At 73.9% G+C, this 17,749-nt stretch carries 19 protein-coding genes and 1 riboswitch; of the genes, 16 read left to right on the top strand and 3 right to left on the bottom strand.

The genetic code is table 11. The annotated features are described in order from the left end of the window. Window positions 1-60: 60 nt before the first annotated feature. The 14 genes from amrb99_RS28685 to amrb99_RS28620 all read left to right on the top strand — a co-directional run bounded on the left by amrb99_RS28685 (window position 61) and on the right by amrb99_RS28620 (window position 12,846). Window positions 61-1,887: a hypothetical protein gene (locus amrb99_RS28685; protein ID WP_190861789.1), complete on the top strand. Its 1,827-nt coding sequence runs from the start codon at window positions 61-63 to the stop codon at window positions 1,885-1,887. Between the two features lie 107 nt (window positions 1,888-1,994). Continuing rightward, a complete protein-coding gene (gene def, locus amrb99_RS28680) occupies window positions 1,995-2,540 on the top strand; it encodes a peptide deformylase (RefSeq protein ID WP_190861787.1) in 546 nt (181 codons plus the stop codon). Window positions 2,541-2,599: 59 nt separating this feature from the next. Further along, window positions 2,600-3,526 (top strand): methionyl-tRNA formyltransferase, encoded by a 927-nt coding sequence (gene fmt / locus amrb99_RS28675; protein ID WP_190861784.1) that lies wholly within the window; start codon window positions 2,600-2,602, stop codon window positions 3,524-3,526. Then, complete coding sequence (locus amrb99_RS28670; protein ID WP_190861782.1) at window positions 3,526-4,947, top strand: transcription antitermination factor NusB; 1,422 nt, start codon at window positions 3,526-3,528, stop codon at window positions 4,945-4,947. Before fmt ends, amrb99_RS28670 begins: the two co-directional genes overlap by 1 nt. Window positions 4,948-4,954: 7 nt before the next feature. Then, on the top strand, window positions 4,955-5,902 hold the full coding sequence (locus amrb99_RS28665) for a phosphatase PAP2 family protein (protein WP_190861780.1): 948 nt from the start codon (window positions 4,955-4,957) through the stop codon (window positions 5,900-5,902). 12 nt (window positions 5,903-5,914) lie between these two features. Beyond that, window positions 5,915-6,592, top strand: coding sequence for a ribulose-phosphate 3-epimerase (rpe, locus tag amrb99_RS28660; protein WP_190861778.1), 678 nt, complete (start codon window positions 5,915-5,917; stop codon window positions 6,590-6,592). A 15-nt stretch (window positions 6,593-6,607) separates the two neighbouring features. Then, window positions 6,608-7,246, top strand: a complete 639-nt coding sequence (locus amrb99_RS28655) for an HAD-IA family hydrolase (RefSeq protein WP_190861776.1) — start codon at window positions 6,608-6,610, stop codon at window positions 7,244-7,246. Between the two features lie 295 nt (window positions 7,247-7,541). After that, window positions 7,542-7,672: riboswitch (FMN riboswitch) on the top strand. A gap of 90 nt (window positions 7,673-7,762) precedes the next feature. After that, entirely contained in the window at window positions 7,763-8,404 is a 642-nt protein-coding gene (locus tag amrb99_RS28650) for a riboflavin synthase (RefSeq protein WP_190861774.1), read from the top strand. Beyond that, window positions 8,401-9,042 carry a nicotinamide riboside transporter PnuC gene (gene pnuC / locus amrb99_RS28645; protein WP_190861772.1) on the top strand — a complete coding sequence of 214 codons (642 nt, stop codon included), beginning with the start codon at window positions 8,401-8,403 and terminating at the stop codon, window positions 9,040-9,042. The genes amrb99_RS28650 and pnuC overlap by 4 nt, the downstream gene beginning before the upstream one ends. Continuing rightward, window positions 9,039-10,289 (top strand): bifunctional 3,4-dihydroxy-2-butanone-4-phosphate synthase/GTP cyclohydrolase II, encoded by a 1,251-nt coding sequence (locus tag amrb99_RS28640; RefSeq protein ID WP_194737268.1) that lies wholly within the window; start codon window positions 9,039-9,041, stop codon window positions 10,287-10,289. Before pnuC ends, amrb99_RS28640 begins: the two co-directional genes overlap by 4 nt. Continuing rightward, complete coding sequence (gene ribH / locus amrb99_RS28635; RefSeq protein WP_190861770.1) at window positions 10,286-10,798, top strand: 6,7-dimethyl-8-ribityllumazine synthase; 513 nt, start codon at window positions 10,286-10,288, stop codon at window positions 10,796-10,798. The genes amrb99_RS28640 and ribH overlap by 4 nt, the downstream gene beginning before the upstream one ends. Before the next feature lie 46 nt (window positions 10,799-10,844). After that, a complete protein-coding gene (gene hisG / locus amrb99_RS28630; protein ID WP_190861768.1) occupies window positions 10,845-11,720 on the top strand; it encodes an ATP phosphoribosyltransferase in 876 nt (291 codons plus the stop codon). Between the two features lie 46 nt (window positions 11,721-11,766). Next, window positions 11,767-12,159, top strand: a complete 393-nt coding sequence (locus amrb99_RS28625) for a PH domain-containing protein (protein WP_347256907.1) — start codon at window positions 11,767-11,769, stop codon at window positions 12,157-12,159. Between the two features lie 102 nt (window positions 12,160-12,261). Further along, complete coding sequence (locus amrb99_RS28620) at window positions 12,262-12,846, top strand: Uma2 family endonuclease (protein WP_190861766.1); 585 nt, start codon at window positions 12,262-12,264, stop codon at window positions 12,844-12,846. 15 nt (window positions 12,847-12,861) lie between these two features. On the opposite strand, the gene amrb99_RS28615 is transcribed toward amrb99_RS28620, so the two are convergent. Continuing rightward, window positions 12,862-13,788 (bottom strand): serine hydrolase, encoded by a 927-nt coding sequence (locus tag amrb99_RS28615; RefSeq protein ID WP_347256906.1) that lies wholly within the window; start codon window positions 13,786-13,788, stop codon window positions 12,862-12,864. Between the two features lie 140 nt (window positions 13,789-13,928). Between amrb99_RS28615 and add the strand changes: the two genes are divergently transcribed. Together add and amrb99_RS28605 are read left to right on the top strand one after the other, a co-directional pair. Next, entirely contained in the window at window positions 13,929-14,939 is a 1,011-nt protein-coding gene (add, locus tag amrb99_RS28610; RefSeq protein ID WP_190861764.1) for an adenosine deaminase, read from the top strand. A 16-nt stretch (window positions 14,940-14,955) separates the two neighbouring features. Continuing rightward, window positions 14,956-15,708 carry a GntR family transcriptional regulator gene (locus amrb99_RS28605; protein WP_190861762.1) on the top strand — a complete coding sequence of 251 codons (753 nt, stop codon included), beginning with the start codon at window positions 14,956-14,958 and terminating at the stop codon, window positions 15,706-15,708. On the opposite strand, the gene amrb99_RS28600 is transcribed toward amrb99_RS28605, so the two are convergent. Further along, a complete protein-coding gene (locus tag amrb99_RS28600; protein ID WP_190861760.1) occupies window positions 15,705-16,343 on the bottom strand; it encodes a hypothetical protein in 639 nt (212 codons plus the stop codon). The genes amrb99_RS28605 and amrb99_RS28600 overlap by 4 nt on opposite strands. A gap of 2 nt (window positions 16,344-16,345) precedes the next feature. After that, window positions 16,346-17,746, bottom strand: coding sequence for a selenium-binding family protein (locus tag amrb99_RS28595; RefSeq protein ID WP_190861758.1), 1,401 nt, complete (start codon window positions 17,744-17,746; stop codon window positions 16,346-16,348). Window positions 17,747-17,749: the final 3 nt, after the last annotated feature.

Genomic DNA, 17,749 nt, shown 5'->3' with positions numbered 1-17,749 from the left:
GCGGCGCGGGTGTGCGCGGAGTTGGCCCCCGCGGGAGGCGCGGGCCAATAGGGTTCTCGGGTGGCCGACAACTGGGTGGAGACGACCGCGGGCGACCTGCGGCGCTGGGCGGACGAACGCGGCGAGAAGATCGACGGGCAGGGCGCTCAGCTGCTGCTCGACCTCGCCGGGCGCGAGATGGGGCTGGAGGGCCCGGACGCCCTCACCCCCGCCGCGCTCCGCGGGCTGCTGCTGGAGGTGTTCCCGGACACGGTGGTCGCGGGCGCCGACGAGGTGCCGTCCGTGCTGGACACGCTGCGCCTCATCGCGGCGTTCCTCGGCGACACCGGGGTCGTGCCCGGCGAGCGCGCCGCGGAGCTGGCCGCCGAGATCGAGCGGCTCGCCCCGGAGTTCACCGAGGTGGTCGCCGCGACCGACAGCGCCGAGCGGCAGGTCGCCGCGGAGGTCGTCGCCGGGCTGATGGACGCCGACGGGATCTCCCTCGACGACCAGCCCGCCGTCGAGGAGTGGATGCGGGAGTTCGAGGCGCTGCCGGACGAGGAGCGCTACGCCCGCGCCGAGGAGTACCTGCGCCGCACCGAGGACCTCGTCGTCCCGCCGGTCCGGCTGGCCCCGGCGGCGGACCTGGCGGACGCGGCGCGCCGCTCCGGGCTGACCGCCGAGATCCGCGCGCTGGCCGAGTGGACGGGCGAGCGGGCGCTCACCGAGCTGGACGAGCTGACCGCGGCGGACGCCGAGGCCGCGGTCGCCGCGCTCGGCCTCGCCACGCCGCGCCGCCTCCCCGACGTCGAGGTCGGCGACCAGACCGACCTGCCGGAGCTCGACCGGCTCTGGTGGGCCGCGACCGAGGCCGAGGTGATCCGCGCGGAGGCCGGCAAGGCCGCGGCGGGCCCGGCGCTGCACGACCTCGACTCCGGCGACGACGAGCGCGTGCTGCGCCTCTGGCTGCGGCTGCTGGACTCCGTCGCCGTCCCCGAGCACGACCCGTCCGACGGGCTCGACGCGATCGAGCTGGTCCAGAACGAGCTGACCGGCGTGCTGATCCACCTGTACGAGCAGGAGGAGCCCGCCCCCCCGGACGAGCTGGCCGACGCGCTGCTCGGCCACGTCGCCGAGGCCTACGAGATCTCCGACGAGCGGTCGCTGGCGACGGCGGTGCGCGACGCGCTCGTCCTCGAACTGGACGACCTGGCCCGCTGGGGCGTCGTCGAGCCCGCCGGCGACGGGGGCCGCGCGCTCACCCCGCTCGGCGTGTGGGGCGTGCGGGAGCTGCTGCTGTCGGACGGGTTCACCGCGCCGGTCGTCGGGGAGCTGGCCGGCGCGCCGGCCGCCGAGCTGGTCGCCGGGCTCGCCTGGCACCGGCCCGAGACCGCCGACGAGGAGATCGACGGGTGGCTCGCCTCCCACGACGTCAAGGACGCCGCCGCCGACCTGCTCGACGTGATGCGCGGCGGCGGGCCGGGCGCCCGCAACCTCGCCGCCGCCGTCCTGCACCGCGTCGGCCCGGAGGCCGCGCCGGTGGTGCGGGCCGCGCAGGAGCACCCGCTCGTGTCGCCGTACGCGGCGCTCTGGCTGAACGCGGCGGGCGACCCGGCCGGCCGGGAGCTGTCCCGCGCCGAGTACCTGTGGGTGTTCGTCGACACCGTCGCCGGCATGCTGGAGACCGCCGAACCGGAGGAGGCCGTCGCGGCCGCGCTGGTCGACGCGCCGCCCGGGGCGGAGATGCGGGAGATGGTGGACGAGCTGTGGCGCACCGACCACCCGGGCGTCGCGGACGTCCTGGAGGCGCTCGGCGACCACCATCCCGACAAGGCGACCGCCAAGGCCGCCCGCACCGCCGCCTACAAGGCCCGCTCGGCGGGGGCCGCCGGGAACGGCGGCGTGTGAGGTCCGCGTGATCCCTCCGTAGACTGGAGGCCGCGACACCCACGGTCCCGCCCGGCGCGCCCCCACGAGCGGCGCGCGGCGCCCCACCCGCAGGAACGGAGTCCTCGTTGGCCGTCAAGCCCATCCGCCTCTTCGGCGACCCTGTGCTGCGCACGCCCGCGGAGCCGGTGAAGGACTTCGACAAGGAGCTGCGCCAGCTCGTCAAGGACCTCACCGACACGATGATCGACGCTCCCGGGGCGGGCCTGGCGGCGCCGCAGCTCGGCGTGGGTCTGCGCGTGTTCACCTACTACGTCGACGACCGGCTCGGGCACGTGGTGAACCCGACGCTCGACCTGTCGGAGGAGCAGGAGACCGACGACGAGGGCTGCCTGTCGCTGCCCGGCCTGGCGTTCCCGACGCCGCGCTCGGTCGGCGTCGTGGCGAAGGGCTTCAACATGCACGGGGAGCCGATCACGCTGGAGGGCACCCACCTGCTGGCCCGCTGCGTCCAGCACGAGACCGACCACCTCGACGGCATCATCTTCATCGACCGGATGGACCCCGAGCAGCGCAAGGCCGCGATGAAGGCGATCCGGGAGGCCGAGTGGTTCGGCGACCCGGCGCCCGTCGTGAAGGAGTCGCCGCACCGGACCTTCGGGAAGGCGATCTAGATGCCGCCCGCCCCTTCGGACGCACCGCACCGGCACGCCCCCGGCGAGGTGAGCGGCTGATGCGCCTCGTCTTCGCGGGAACCCCCGAGACCGCCGTCCCGGCGCTGGACGCGCTGCTCGCGTCCGACCACGAGGTGGCCGCGGTGGTGACCCGGCCGGACGCCCGGTCCGGCCGCGGCCGGCACCTGGAGGCGAGCCCCGTCGCGGTCCGCGCCGCCGAGGCGGGCGTCGAGGTGCTCAAGCCCGCCAAGGCCCGCGACCCGGAGTTCCTCGACCGGCTCCGCGCGATCGCGCCCGACTGCTGCCCGGTCGTCGCCTACGGGGCGCTGCTCCCGCGCGAGGCGCTCGACATCCCCCGGCACGGCTGGGTGAACCTGCACTTCTCGCTGCTGCCCGCGTGGCGTGGCGCGGCGCCCGTCCAGCGGGCGATCCTGCACGGCGACGACGTCACCGGCGCGGCCACGTTCCAGATCGAGGAGGGCCTCGACACCGGCCCGGTCTACGGCGTGCTCACCGAACCCATCCGCCCCACCGACACCACGGGCGACCTGCTCGGACGGCTCGCCGTCGCGGGCGCCGGCCTGCTGCTCGACACGATGAACGGCATCGAGGCCGGCGTCCTCGAACCGCGCCCGCAGCCCACCGAGGGCGTGTCGCACGCGGCCAAGCTGACCCCCGAGGACGGCCGCGTCGACTGGCGGACGCCCGCACTGCACATCGACCGCCTGGTCCGCGCCTGCACGCCCGCGCCCGGCGCGTGGACGACGTTCCGCGACGCCCGCCTCAAGCTCGGCCCGGTGCGCCCCGCCCCGGACGCGGAGGGGCTGGCGCCGGGCGAGCTGCGCGCCGGGAAGAAGGAGGTGCTGGTCGGCACGGCCACGCACCCCGTCGCGCTCGGCGACGTCCAGCCGCAGGGCAAGCGCCGCATGGCGGCCGCCGACTGGATCCGCGGCGTCGACCTCACCGACAAGGACGCGTTGCACTGATGCCGCCGACCCGTGGCGGCCGCGGCCGCCCCGACCGCAACCGCAGGCCCGGCGGCCCTCGCAAGACGGGCCGCCCGCAGGACCTCGTCCGGCGCACCGCGTTCGACGTGATCCGCGCCGTCGAGACCCGCGACGCGTACGCGAACCTGCTGCTGCCCACCCGCCTGCGCGACCGCGGCATCACCGGCCGCGACGCCGCCCTCGCCACCGAGCTGACCTACGGCACGCTGCGCGGCCGCGGCACCTACGACGCGGTCCTCGCCCTGTGCAGCGACCGCGAGCTGCGCCGCATCGACGCGCCGCTGCTGGACGTGCTGCGCCTCGGCGCCCACCAGATCCTCGCCACCCGCATCCCGCCGCACGCCGCGGTCGGGACGGCGGTGGAGCTGGCGCGGTCGGTGTCGGGCCCCGGCCAGGCGAAGTTCGCGAACGCGGTGCTCCGCAAGGTCGCCTCCCGCGACCTGGACGCCTGGCTCGCGATCGTCGCGCCCGCCGACGCCGACGCCACCACCCGGCTGTCGATCGCGCACAGCCACCCGAAGTGGATCGTGTCGGCGCTGCGCGACGCGCTCGGCCCCGACCGCGACGAGATCGGCGCCCTGCTGGAGGCCGACAACGCGCGCCCCCGGGTGACGCTGGTCGCCCGCCCCGGCCGCGCGACCGCGCAGGAGCTCTACGACGCGGGCGCCGCACCGGCCCCGTACTCGCCGTACGCGGCCGTGCTGGCGGAGGGCGACCCGGCGCACATCGACGCCGTCGGGGACGGCCGCGCCGCCGTCCAGGACGAGGCGAGCCAGATGGTCGCGCTCGCGCTCGCGGCGGCCCCGCTGGACGGGCGGGACGCCCGCTGGGCGGACGTCTGCGCCGGCCCCGGCGGCAAGGCGGGCCTGCTGGCCGCCGTGGCCGCCGGACGCGACGCGCGCCTCCTCGCCGCCGACGTCCAGCCGCACCGCGCGGGCCTCGTCCGGCGCGCGGTCGACGACCGGACGGGCGTCGTCGCGGCGGACGGCACCGCCCCGGCGTGGCGCCCCGGCGCGTTCGACCGCGTGATGGTGGACGCGCCCTGCACCGGCCTGGGCGCGCTGCGGCGCCGTCCCGAGGCCCGCTGGCGCCGCGGCCCCGAGTCGGTCGCCGAACTCGGGCCGCTGCAGCGCCGGCTGCTGGCGACCGCGCTGGAGTCGGTCCGTCCCGGCGGCGTCGTCGCCTACGTCACCTGCTCGCCGCACCTCGCCGAGACGCGGGTGGTGGTGGACGACGTGCTGCGCGACCGCGGCGACGTCGAACGGCTCGACGCGCCCGCCGTCCTCGCCTCGGTCGCGGCGGACCTCACCGGCGTGGGCGACGGCCCGTACGCGCAGTTCTGGCCGCACCGGCACGGCACCGACGCGATGTTCCTCGCCCTCCTGCGCCGCGGGGACTGATTCGCCGGTGCTCACCGGCTTCATGCTCGCGATGACGTACCTCGGCAGCGCCGGGTTCTACATCCCGGCGCTCGTGGTCCTCTACTGGTGCGTCCATCCGCGGCTCGCCGCGCGCGCGATCGTCCTCCTGTCGTTCGGGTCGACGCTCAACACGGTCCTGAAGCTGGTGTGGCACGCCCCGCGCCCGTTCTGGACGGACCCGTCCGTCCACGGGCGGCAGCCGCTCGCCTCGTTCGGGATGCCGTCGGGACACGCCCAGAACGCGGTCGTGACCTGGGGTTTCTTCGCGTCCCGGACGCGCCGCCCCGGCGTGTGGGCGGCGGCGGCCGCCGTCATCGCGCTGATCGGGGCGTCCCGGGTCTACCTGGGCGTGCACTCGTCCGGCCAGGTCCTCGCCGGATGGGCGATCGGCCTGGGCGTCCTTGTCGCGGGGCTGTGGCTCGAACCGCGGGTCGTCCCGTGGTGGAGCGCGCGCCCGCTGCTCCTCCAGGCGGCGATGGCGCTGGTGATCGCGCTGGCGTTCCTGGGCGGCGCCTGGCTCGCCGTCCGCTCCCTGCACGGCTGGCACTGGCCGGCCGCGTGGGCGAGGGCCATCGTCGCGGACGGCGGGCACACCCGCCCCATCACCGTGAACGAGGCGGCCGCCGCCTCCGGCGGGCTGTTCGGGATCCTCGCGGGGATGTCGATCGCCGCCGCGCGCGGCTGGTTCGACGCGGGCGGCCCCCTCGGGCGCCGCCTCGCGCGCCTGGTCGTCGGCGCCGCGGGCGCGGGCGTGATCTCCTCGCTCGACCTGCTTCCCTGGCCCCGCGCGGCCGAGGCGTTCACCGTCCAGGCGCTGCTCGCCCTGTGGGCGACGGCGGGCGCGCCGGAGGCGTTCGTCCGGCTCGGCCTGGCGCGCCGGGCCACCCCTCCGCTCACCCGGCCGGGTGATGGGCCGGACGAACCGGCCCAATAGACTCGGGGCATCATGGCACCACAGATCGCACCCAGCATCCTCTCCGCGGACTTCGCCCGCCTGGCCGAGGACGTCGCGCTCATCTCCGGCACCGCCGACTGGGTGCACGTCGACGTCATGGACAACCACTTCGTGCCCAACCTCACCCTGGGCCTCCCGGTCGTCGAGGCGCTGCTCAAGCACAGCGCGCTGCCCCTCGACTGCCACCTGATGATCGAGGACCCGGACCGGTGGGCGCCGCAGTACGCCGAGGCCGGGGCGGGCTCCGTCACCATCCACGCCGAGGCCGCCAAGGCGCCGATCCGCACGCTCCGCGCCATCCGCGCGGCCGGCGCGCGCGCCGGGCTCGGTGTGAATCCCGCCACTCCGGTCGAGGGCTTCGAGGACCTCCTCGGCGAGATCGACATGCTCCTGCTGATGACCGTGGAGCCCGGGTTCGGCGGGCAGAGGTTCCTGGACGTCGTGCTGCCGAAGGTCCGCCGCGCCCGCGACATGATCAAGGGCCGGGACCTGCCGGTGTGGGTCCAGGTGGACGGCGGCGTCAGCGCCGAGACGATCGAGCGCTGCGCGGAGGCCGGAGCGGACGTCTTCGTCGCGGGCAGCGCCGTCTACGGCGCCGACGACCCGTCCGAGGCCGTCCGGAGGCTGAAGGCGCAGGCGGAGAAGGCGACCGCGGCCGCCTCGTGGTGATGGTTCGATGACCGCATGGTGACACTGCCCTGTACGGCCGTCCTTTTCGACGTGGACGGCACGCTCGTCGACTCGACCCCGCTGGTCGAGGCCGCCGCCCGCGTCTGGGCGGCGGAGTACGGGCTCGACGCCGACGAGTTCCTGTCGGGCGCGCACGGCCGCCGCACGAGCGACCGCGTCGCCGACTTCCTGCCCGCCGACCGGGTCGCCGCGGCCACCGCCCGCCTCGACGCGCTGGAGGCCGAGCGCACCGACGGGATCACCGCGCTGCCCGGCGCCCTGGCCCTGCTGACCGCGATGAACGGCATGCCGTGGGCGATGGTGACGTCCATGGACAAGGAGCAGCTCCGGGTCCGCACCGGGGTCGCCGGCGTCCCGCTGCCGCCCGTCGTCGTCACCGCCGAGGACGTCTCGCGCGGCAAGCCCGACCCGTCCGGGTACCTGCTGGCGGCCGGCCGCCTCGGCGTCGACCCGTCGGCCTGCGTGGTCGTCGAGGACGCCCCGGCCGGCATCGCCGCGGGCCGCGCCGCCGGCGCGACCGTCCTGGCCGTGGGCACCAGCCACGACCGGGCCGAGCTGACCGGGGCGCACGCGATCGTCCCGGACCTGACGCACGTCGCCACCGCGCCCGGCGGCCTGCGCCTCGCCCCCTGAGCCGCCCGGCCCGGCCGGCGGGGACGGGCCGAGTCGTGGCCGAGTCGTGGCCGAGTCGTGGCCGCGCCGCCGGGCCCACGTTGGGATGGCGGTCACCACGGGCTCGGCGGCGCGGAGTCGGGTGCGGGGAGCGGAGGCGGGGTCCGGATCGGGGTCTACCCGGCGCCGGAGATCGTTGAACGTTGAACCGCGCAAGGATAGGCCGAGCGAGCGCTTGGTAGGCCGCATGCGGCCGTGGCGATGCTCACATAGGGCGGGGAATGGTTCGCATGGCACACTGGTTCCCAAAGCATGAACGCGTGCTCCGGGGTCGGTGCAATTCCGAACCGGCGGTGACAGTCCGCGACCCGGCCGAAGCCATCGGCCGGTTGACCTGGTGGAACTCCAGGACCGACGGTGAAAGTCCGGATGGGAGGCAGCGCGCAGTGCACCCCTGGTGACCCAGGGGTGCCGCAGTGTCGACGCACGTACCCCCGGAGCCGGGTTCCGTAGCAGCGGAACAAGGAGGCCCGGGGAATGTTCACCGGCATCGTCGAGGAGCTCGGCGAGATCGTTGCGGTCGAGGCCGAGGGCGACTCGGCCGTCCTCACGATCCGCGGCCCGCTCGTCACCGAGGACGCCGTCCACGGCGCGTCGATCGCCGTCAACGGCGTCTGTCTCACCGTGGTGGACGTCAAGGACGGGACCTTCACCGCCGACGCGATGAAGGAGACCCTGGACCGGTCCAGCCTCGGCGCGCTGGAACCCGGGTCCAAGGTCAACCTGGAGCGGCCCGTCCGGCTCTCGGACCGGCTCGGCGGCCATCTCGTCCAGGGCCACGTCGACGGCGTCGGAACGATCCTCTCCCGCGAACCGGGCGAACGCTGGGACGTCGTCACCGTCTCGCTCCCCGCGCCCCTGGCCCGCTACGTGGTCGGCAAGGGCTCGATCACGGTCGACGGCATCAGCCTCACGGTCGTCGAGGCCGGCGCCGACCGGTTCAGCGTCGCGCTCATCCCGACGACGCTGTCCCTCACCACGCTCGGCCACAAGAAGCCCGGCGACCCCGTCAACCTCGAAGTCGACGTCGTCGCCAAGTACGTCGAGCGGATGCTCGGCGACCGCGCGGCGGCGGGCGGCCCGGCGAGTGATCCCGACCCGGCGGGCGGCGCGGCATGAGCTGGCTCGGCGCGGGCTTCGACATCTTCGGCGAGCACATCCTCTGGACCGACCTCGTCGGCAACGTGCTGTCGCTCGCCGTGGTGTGGCTCGCCATGCGCAAGACCCTCTGGACGTGGCCGGTGCAACTGGTCGGCGCGCTGCTGCTGCTCGCGGCGTCCGTGCACGCCGACGTCCCCGGCAACGCCCTCAAGCAGGTGCTCTTCGGCGTCCTCGCCGTCTACGGGTGGGCGATGTGGGCGCGCGGACGGCGCGGCGGCGACCCCCTGGTCGTGCGGAGCGCGACGGCGAAGGAGCGCGCCGTGCTGATCGCGGCCCTCGTCGTCGGCACCGCCGCGGTCGCCGAGCTGTTCCTCCACGTCGACTGGCTCAAGGCCGCCTGGTCGCCGTGGGCGAACGCCTACATCTTCGTCGGCAGCGCCGTCGCGACGTTCGCGCAGAGCCGCGCGCTCGTCGACTTCTGGATCGTGTGGGTGCTGGTCGACCTGGTCGGCGTGCCGGTCGCCCTGCACTCCGGGCTGTACGTGTCCGGCGCGGTCTACGTGATCTTCTTCGTGATGGTGATGGTCGGGTTCAGGAACTGGCTGCGGGAAGCGAAGGCAGTACCGGCCCCCGGGAACAAGGCGGTGACCGCATGAGCGGCAACGACGGACTCAACGACGGACCGAACGGCGGCGGGATCTTCGACCCCATCGAGGAGGCGGTCGCCGACATCGCGGCGGGACGCCCCGTCGTGGTGGTCGACGACGAGGACCGCGAGAACGAGGGCGACATCATCTTCGCCGCGTCGAAGGCGACGCCGGAGCTGCTCACCTTCACGATCCGGTACACCAGCGGCGTGATCTGCGTCCCGATGGAGGGCGCCGACCTCGACCGGCTGCAGATCCCGCTGATGACCGCGCAGAACAGCGAGCGCATGCGCACCGCCTACACCGTCAGCGTCGACGCGCGGCTCGGCGTCAGCACCGGCATCTCCGCCGGCGACCGGGCCCGGACGATCCGGACGCTCGCCGACTCGGCGTCCGAGCCGGGCGACCTCGTCCGCCCCGGCCACATCTTCCCGCTCCGCTACCGCGAGGGCGGCGTGCTGCGCCGCCGCGGCCACACCGAGGCCGCCGTCGACCTCGCCCGGATGGCCGGGCTCACCCCGGCGGGCGTCCTCGCCGAGGTCGTCAACGAGGACGGCACCATGGCGCGCCTCCCCGAGCTGCAGGTGTTCGCCAAGGAGCACGGCCTCAAGCTGATCTCCATCGAGCAGCTCGCCGAGCACCGCCGCCGCACCGAGGCGATGGTCACCCGTGTCGTCGAGACCCGGCTGCCGAACCGGTACGGGATGTGGCGCGCCGTCGGGTTCTCCAGCGAGATCGACGGCGGCGAGCACCTCGCGCTCGTCCTCGGCGACCTCGCCGACGGCGAGGACGTCCTGGTCCGCGCGCACTCCGAATGCCTCACCGGCGACGTCCTGCACTCCGAGCGCTGCGACTGCGGCACCCAGCTCGACGCCGCCATGGAGCGCATCGCCGAGGAGGGCCGCGGCGTCGTGGTCTACCTGCGCGGACACGAGGGCCGCGGCATCGGCCTGCTCGCCAAGCTGCGCGCCTACGCCCTGCAGGACGCCGGCTCCGACACCGTCGACGCCAACCTCGAACTCGGCCTGCCCGCCGACGCGCGCGAGTACTCCAACGCGGCGCATATGCTGCGTGACCTGGGCGTCCGCTCGATCCGGGTGCTCACCAACAACCCCGACAAGCTGGCGGGCCTGGACGGGTTCGGGCTGGACGTGCGCGGCCGCGAGACGATGCCCGTCGTCGTCACCGAGCACAACCGGCGCTACCTGACGGTCAAGCGGGACCGTCTCGGACACGAGATCGAGGGACTCTCATGAGCGGCGCGGGACGCCCCGAGGACACGGTCGTCGACGCGGCCGGGCTGACGCTCGGCGTCGTCTGCACCCGCTGGCACGGGCAGATCACCGACCAGCTGCTGGAGCGCGCCCTCGCCGCGGCGAAGGCGTGCGGGATCGACGCGCCCGTGGTCGTCCGGGTCGCCGGCGCCCTGGAGATCCCCGTCATCGCCCAGCAGATGGCCCGCGACCTCGACGCCGTCGTCTGCCTCGGCGCGGTGATCCGGGGCGCGACCGCCCATTTCGACTATGTCTGCGAGTCCGTGACGAGCGGTGTGACACGCGTTGCACTGGACGAGTCGACTCCGGTGGGCAACGGGGTCCTCACATGTGACACCATTGAGCAGGCATTGGAACGCAGCGGGCTGCCGGGCAGCTCCGAGGACAAGGGATGGGAGGCGACTGTGGCCGCACTCGACACGGCACTGACCCTGCGAGGTCTGCGGCATCACGGTCACGCCGGGCACGGCCTGGAGCATCTGGGCTCCTGAGGTCATCCCGGTCACCCGTACGCAACCCATTCCGAAAGGCAATTCCGTGCTGTCACTCGTCCTGCCCAAGGGGTCGCTGGAGAAGGCGACCATGCAGCTGTTCGACGCCGCCGATCTCACCGTCCGGCGCGCCTCGGACCGCGACTACCGCGCCTCGATCGACGACCCGCGCATCGACCGCGTCCGCGTGCTGCGCCCGCAGGAGATCCCGACCTACCTCGAACAGGGCCTGTTCGACCTCGGCATCACCGGCCGCGACTGGATCACCGAGACCGACTCCGACGTGGTCAGCCTCGGCGAGCTCCAGTACTCCAAGGCGACCTCCAACCCGGTCCGCGTGATCATGGCGGTGCCGGAGGACGCGCCCTGGCAGAGCGTGTCCGACCTGCCGGAGGGCGTCCGGATCTCCACCGAGTTCCCCGCGATGACCAAGCGGTTCCTCGACAAGCACGGCGTCAAGGCGAAGGTCGTCCCGTCCTACGGCGCGACGGAGGCGAAGGTCCCCGACATCGTGGACGCGATCGTCGACCTCACCGAGACCGGCTCGTCGCTCCGCAAGAACGGCCTGCGCATCCTCGACACGCTGCTGACCAGCTACACCGAGCTGGTCGCGAACCGCGAGGCCTACGAGGACGCCGAGAAGCGCGCCGCGATGGAGGACGTCTCCCTGCTGCTGCAGGGCGCGATCCGCGCGCGCGGCAACGTGCTGCTGAAGCTGAACGTCGCCCAGTCCGACCTGCAGAAGGTCCTGGACATCATGCCGTCGATGTCGGCGCCCACGGTCACCTCGCTGGCCGGCGGCGACTCCAGCGCGGTCGAGTCCGTGGTCGCCAAGCGCGGCGTGAACACGCTGATCCCCGCGCTGAAGGCGGCCGGCGCCCACGACATCCTCGAGATCCCCATCTCGAAGATCGTTGACTGAGGTCAGGGCCCTTCCGGTCGTGTGGCGCCCGCGCACCACACGGCTCGTGGCCTACATCACGGCGGGCGTGGTCGTGGTCGGCCTGATCGCGCTCGCCGTGGTGGTGGCCCCGCAGTTCAAGCTGTTCGACCGGGTGCTGATCGTGGTGTTCGGCCTGGTCGTCGCGTGGGTCCTGCACATGCTGGCCCGCTGCCGCGTGGTCGCCGGCGAGGCGGGCCTCACGGTCGTCAACGCCTTCCGCACCCGCAGCCTCGCCTGGCCCGAGGTGCTCGGCGTGTCGATGGTCGAGGGCGACCCCTGGCCCACCCTCGACCTCGCCGACGGGACGTCCATCGGCGCGATGGGCATCAACGGCGCCGAGAAGGCCCTCGCCGCCCGCCAGCTCACCGAGCTGAAGGCCCTCCTGCGCACCCGCAGCGAAACCCCCGACCCCGCCTGACACCGCCTGTTCTAGGCTGTTGGCAGGACCAGGCGCTTAGTCATGTGTCATTGTATGGACATGAGCGCGCAGAGTATCGAGTCATGTGCGGAAAGTGGTCACATGGAGCGTGAGGCGCTGCCAGACTGGGTGATCCCCCCGCCGGGCGGCTTCACCGCCGACCACTTCCTGAGCATGCGCGGTCTGCCCCGGCACACGGAGCTGATCGACGGGAGCCTGGTCTTCGTGAGCCCGCAGCGCAAGTGGCACAGCAGGGTGATCAACCTTCTCTGGGACGAACTCGACCGCCAGGCGCCGGAGGATCTGCGAGTCGATCGGGAGATGGCCGTGAAGCTCGCCAAGCGGCAGGTGACGGAACCCGATGTGCTGCTGGTGACCGCTGAGGCGTACGACCGGGAGGAACCGGCCACCTACTACCATCCCGAGGACCTGGTGCTCGCTGTCGAGGCCGTCTCGCCGGACTCTGAGGAGCGGGACCGGGGGACCAAGCCCGCGAAGTACGCCGCAGCCGGGATCAAGCATTTCTGGCGGGTCGAGGAGGATGCGGGCCGGACCGTCGTGTACGTCTACGAACTCGACCCCGGCACCGCCTCGTACGTGCCCACGGGCATCTACCACGACCGGCTCAAGGTGACGGTGCCGTTCGACCTCGACATCGACCTCAACGCCGTGGGGAAGCGGCGGTAGGCCTACCGCGGCCGGTCAGTCGGTGGTGGTGTTGGTGGGGGCGGGTGGGACGCGGTAGGCGTCGGTGGCGCCGAAGGCCCAGTCGAGCATGCGGGCGGCGTCGGTGAAGCGGGCGCGCTCGTCGGTGGTGGAGCTGTTGAGGACGATGCCGGTGAAGGTGCGGCCGTCGCGGCGGGCGGCGAACATCAGGGAGTAGCCGGCGGCGTCGGTGGTGCCGGTCTTGATGCCGATCGCGCCCTTGTAGGAGCCGAGGAGCCGGTTGGTGTTGGTCCAGGTGTAGGCGTGGTGGGTCCTGGTCCTGGCGAGCCTGTAGGTGCGGCGGGCGACGGTGGCGCGGAACGTGCCGTCGTCCATCGCGTAGCCGGCGAGGCGTACCTGGTCGCGGGCGGTGGAGCGGGTGGACGTGGCGGTCGGCCAGGGCAGGCCGTCGAAGTTGGCGTAGGTGGTGTGGTCGAGGCCGAGTTCGCGGGCCGCGTCGTTCATCTTGGCGACGAACCTCGCCTTGCCGGGGCCGTAGGTGTCGGCGAGGGCGTAGGCGGCGTCGCAGCCGGAGGGCAGCAGCAGCGCGCTGAGCAGCTCGCGCGCGGTGAGCCGGTCGCCCGCGTGCAGGCCGGCGGTGCTGCCGTCGTGCTTCTTCGCGTACGTGAGGTACTTGCGCCTGATCGTGATCTTCCGGCCGAGCCCGCCCTCGTGCAGGACGACGAGCGCCGTCATTACCTTGGTGATGCTGGCGATGGGGCGTTCGGTGTCGGCGGCGCGGGACCACGCGGTCGCGTCGTCCGTCACGTCGTACAGCAGCGCGGACTTCGCGACGACGCCGGACGGTCCGGCGGCGGGACGCGCCGCCGCGCGCGCCGGGGCCGCGACGAGCAGCGGGGCGGCGGCGAGCGGGAGGGCGGCGAGCGTCATCGCGCGGTGGCGGGCGGCGAGTGCGGTGATCACATTCGGACACTGCCAGCCGGACGGGCCGCGTTCAAGCACCCGTGCGGGCCCGCCACCTGCGGAAACGCGGCGAAATCGGGATTTATACGACTCGCCATACAGATCCACCTGTATGGTTGACCGTACAGATCGGAGGGGCGATGGGAATCGACGCGTGGATCGGGCGGCTGCCCAAGGTCGAGCTGCACGTGCACTTGGAGGGGTCGCTGCGCCCGGAGACGCTGCTGGCGCTGGCGCGCCGCCACGGCGCCGACCTGGGCGCGGAGTCGGCCGCGGACCTGGAGGGGCTCTACCGGTTCGAGGACTTCGGCGACTTCGCGCGCCTGTTCCTCGCCGGCCTCGACGTGCTGCGCGGCGCCGACGACTTCGCGGACGCCACGGCCGCGCTGGCCGCCGAGCTGGCGGCGCAGAACGTCCGGTACGCCGAGGTCACCACGACTCCGGTGCAGCACCACCGGCGCGGGGTCGCGCTGGAGGAGTACGCCGCCGGGCTGGACGAGGGGCGGCGGCGCGCCCGCGACGAGCACGGGGTGGAGATCGGCTGGATCTGCGACATCTCCCGCGAGTCGGAGGCGCCGGACTCGCATCTCACCGTGGACTTCCTGCTCGGCCGGACGGCGCCCGCCGGGGTCGTCGGCCTCGGTCTCGGCGGGGTGGAGGAGGGGTTCCCGCCCGAGCCGTTCGCGTCCTCGTTCGCCAAGGCGAAGGCGGCCGGGCTGGCCGCGCTGCCGCACGCCGGGGAGACCGCGGGCCCGGAGAGCGTGTGGGGCGCGCTGCGGGCGCTGAAGGCCGACCGGATCGGGCACGGCATCCGCTGCCTGGACGACCCGGCGCTGGTCGCGCACCTGGCCGAGCGGCGGATCCCGCTGGAGGTGGCGCCGACGTCCAACGTCGCCCTCAAGCTGGTGAAGGACGCGCGGAGCCACGTGCTGGGGGAGCTGGCGCGGGCCGGGCTGGTCGTGACGCTGAACACCGACGACCCGGCCTACTTCCGGACCACGCTGAACGACGAGCTCCGCATGGCCCACGACCTGCACGGCTTCACCCGCCGCGCGCTGCTGGACGCGCAGGCCGCCGCGCTGGAGGCCGCGTACGCCCCCGCCGCGACGAAGGCCGCCGTCCGGCGGGAACTCGACGACGTCGCGGTGTGACGAGGAGGGACCTGCCATGGCACGCCCGCCGGGGGCGGACCGCCCGCTGTACGTGCGCATCGCGATGTCGCTCAAGAGCCGGATCCTCGCCGGGCACTACGCGCCCGGCGAGCGGCTGCCCGGGGAGGACGACCTCGCCGCGGCGATGGGCGCCAGCCGCAGCACCGTCCGCCAGGCGCTGGCCGAGCTCCGCGACACCGGCTACGTCACCAGCCGCCGCGGGTCGGGCAGCTACGTCGCGGACCCGCTGCCGATCGAGCCGCTGTCGCCGAGGTCGGGGCCGGTCTACACCGGTTTCCTCGACGACCTGGACAACGAGGCGCACCACGTCGTCGAACGCGACCGCGTGCAGGACGCGCTCGCCGCGGACGAGGCGCTGGCCGCGCGCCTGAAGGTCCCGGTGGGCGCGCCGCTGGTCCGCTACCGCGCCACCCGGCTCCGCCACGGCGTCCCGTACGGCGTCGCGACCGACGTCGTGCCGCAGGCGGTCGCCGAGCGCATCACTCCCGGTGTGCTCGCCGCGAGCCCGACGATCGTCGACGCGCTGGCGCTCGCGGGGAGCCGCGTCGCCGAGAGCCTGCAGCGACTCGAACCCGCCGTCCTGGACGCGGCGGACGCCGGGCGCTGCGGCGCGTCCCCCGGCGACCCGGCGCTCGCCATCACCGGCACCGCCTACGACGCCGGCCGCGCGCCGGTCGACGCCTACACCCTGACGGTCGTCACCGGCTACGGCATCGGCCTGCACCTGACCCGCGCCGGCACCTCCTAGAGGGCGGTCACGAGCGTGACGGCGCCGGCGGTGATGAGGGCGGCGGCCCACACGCGGTCCAGGTTGAACCAGGCGCGGCGGAGGATCGCCAGCCCCACGATCTCGTAGACGGCGACGGCGATGGTCCCCGCGACCGCCAGCATCGCCAGCGTGTGCACGCCGGTCACGAAGATCGCGGCGGACACGGCGTTCCCGGACGCCGACGCGAGGCCGTGGTGGTGGCCGGCGGGGACGGTCCCGGACGCGGTGAGCACGGGCAGCAGCATCAGGCCCGCGCCGTGCGCCGACGACATCAGGAACGACCAGGCGGCGAGCTGCCCTAGCGAGATCCGCATGCCGACCCAGCGGAAGTGCCGCCGCGACAGCAGCCGCCACAGCCCGAACCCGACCAGCACGATCCCGCCGCCGATCGCGACCGCCTGGGTCGCCACGACCGACCGGGTGAGCGCGACGAGGACCGCGACGGCCCCGACGGACGCGGCGTGGCCCGCGGCGATCGCGGGGAGCGACTGCAGGACGAGGGCCCTGCTGCGCTCCTGGAGGCCGCGGGCCACGGCGAACAGCCAGCCCATCGCCGGGTTGAGGCCGTGGAAGGCGCCCATCGCGACGAGCGCGGCGAGCGAACCGTCCTTCACCGCTACGGGTAGCAGTAGGAGTCGGACGAGGCGTCGCCGCCCTGCAGCCGCGTCTGGTGGGGGCGCCGGCCCCGGAACGCGTCGCCGTGCGGGAAGAACCGCTCGTCGAGGGCGAACCCGTCGGCGGTGGAGTCGAGCTTGGCCATCCAGGCGCCGACGCCGTCGGGGTAGAACTGGTCGTCCCAGGAGCCGTAGAGCGAGTTGGTGACGTAGACGCGCTTCCCGTCGCGGCTGACCTCGACCATCTGCGGGCCGCCGGCGAGCGGCAGGTCCGGCGCGGCCGGGTGCGGGGCGCGGCCGACGATGCCGCCGAGGCGCACCGAGCCCGCCTCGACGGGGTGGAACGGGTCGCTGACGTCGTAGCGCTTCAGCTCGCCGGTGCCCCAGCACGACACGTACAGCCACTGGTCGTCCACCGACAGGTCGATGTCGGTGACCAGCGGCGGGACGGCGCCGAAGGGCTTGATGACGTCCGGCAGAACCGACGCGTCGGCGGGTTCGGCGGGGATGGTGATGACCTTCGTCGCGGCCCACCGGTCGCCGTCGCGGTGCCACAGCCACACCGACGCCGACAGGTCCTCGACGCTGACGACGACGCCGGCGAAGCCGTACTGCTTGGTCGGGTCGTGCGCGGGCCGCAGCTCCAGCACCATCTGGTGCTCGTCGCCGAGGTCGACCTCCTGGACGTGGCGGCGCTTGCGCAGGTCCCAGAAGTGCAGCGAGTGCCCGTACTTGCGGCCGAGCAGCAGCTCCCCGACGACCCCGTCCTCGATCATCGACGGGGTGCCCCACTCGGAGGTGATGAGCACGTCGTGCGCGATGTGCCACCAGGCGTCGTAGGCGAAGTACTGCGGGCCGCGGTCGACCTCCCAGCGGCCGAGGACGTCGAACGAGGTGTGGTCGAGCAGCGCGATCCCGCCCGGCCCGTCCTCGCCGTTCGCGCCGCCGAGCGCGGTGAGGTACAGCCCCTCGGGTCCGCAGTGGACGGTGTGGGGCCGCGAGTACCCGGCGCGTTTCGCCAGCTCGTCCGCCTCCAGCACCTTCACGATCTCCGGCGACGTCGGCTTGTCCTTGGTGTCGATGACGTAGACGCGCGACGACCGCAGCCCCGGCACGATCAGGTAGCGGCGCTCCACGTGCGGGTGCGGCGCGTACGGGCACAGGGCGCTGCTGCACGCGTTCCACCCGAAGTGGTGCAGCTCGTCGCCGAGGTACGGCAGGTCCGTCCAGCCGACGACGTCGCCGTAGGACGCCGAGCCCGGGTCGACGTCGAGGACGGCGATCGCGTCCGGCTTCTCCGCCGAGCGGTCGAACGCGGCGACGTAGGCCAGCTTCTCCGGCGGCGCCGACACCGCGTCGCGCGGCGAGGCGTAGAAGGTCGGGTCTGGCTTCCACAGTGCCATGGA

The sequence above is a fragment of the Actinomadura sp. RB99 genome, from assembly GCF_014706005.1.
In the GTDB taxonomy this organism is placed as follows: domain Bacteria; phylum Actinomycetota; class Actinomycetes; order Streptosporangiales; family Streptosporangiaceae; genus Spirillospora.
Note: the sequence above shows the minus strand (reverse complement) of the source record. Positions and strands in the feature narration are given on the sequence as shown.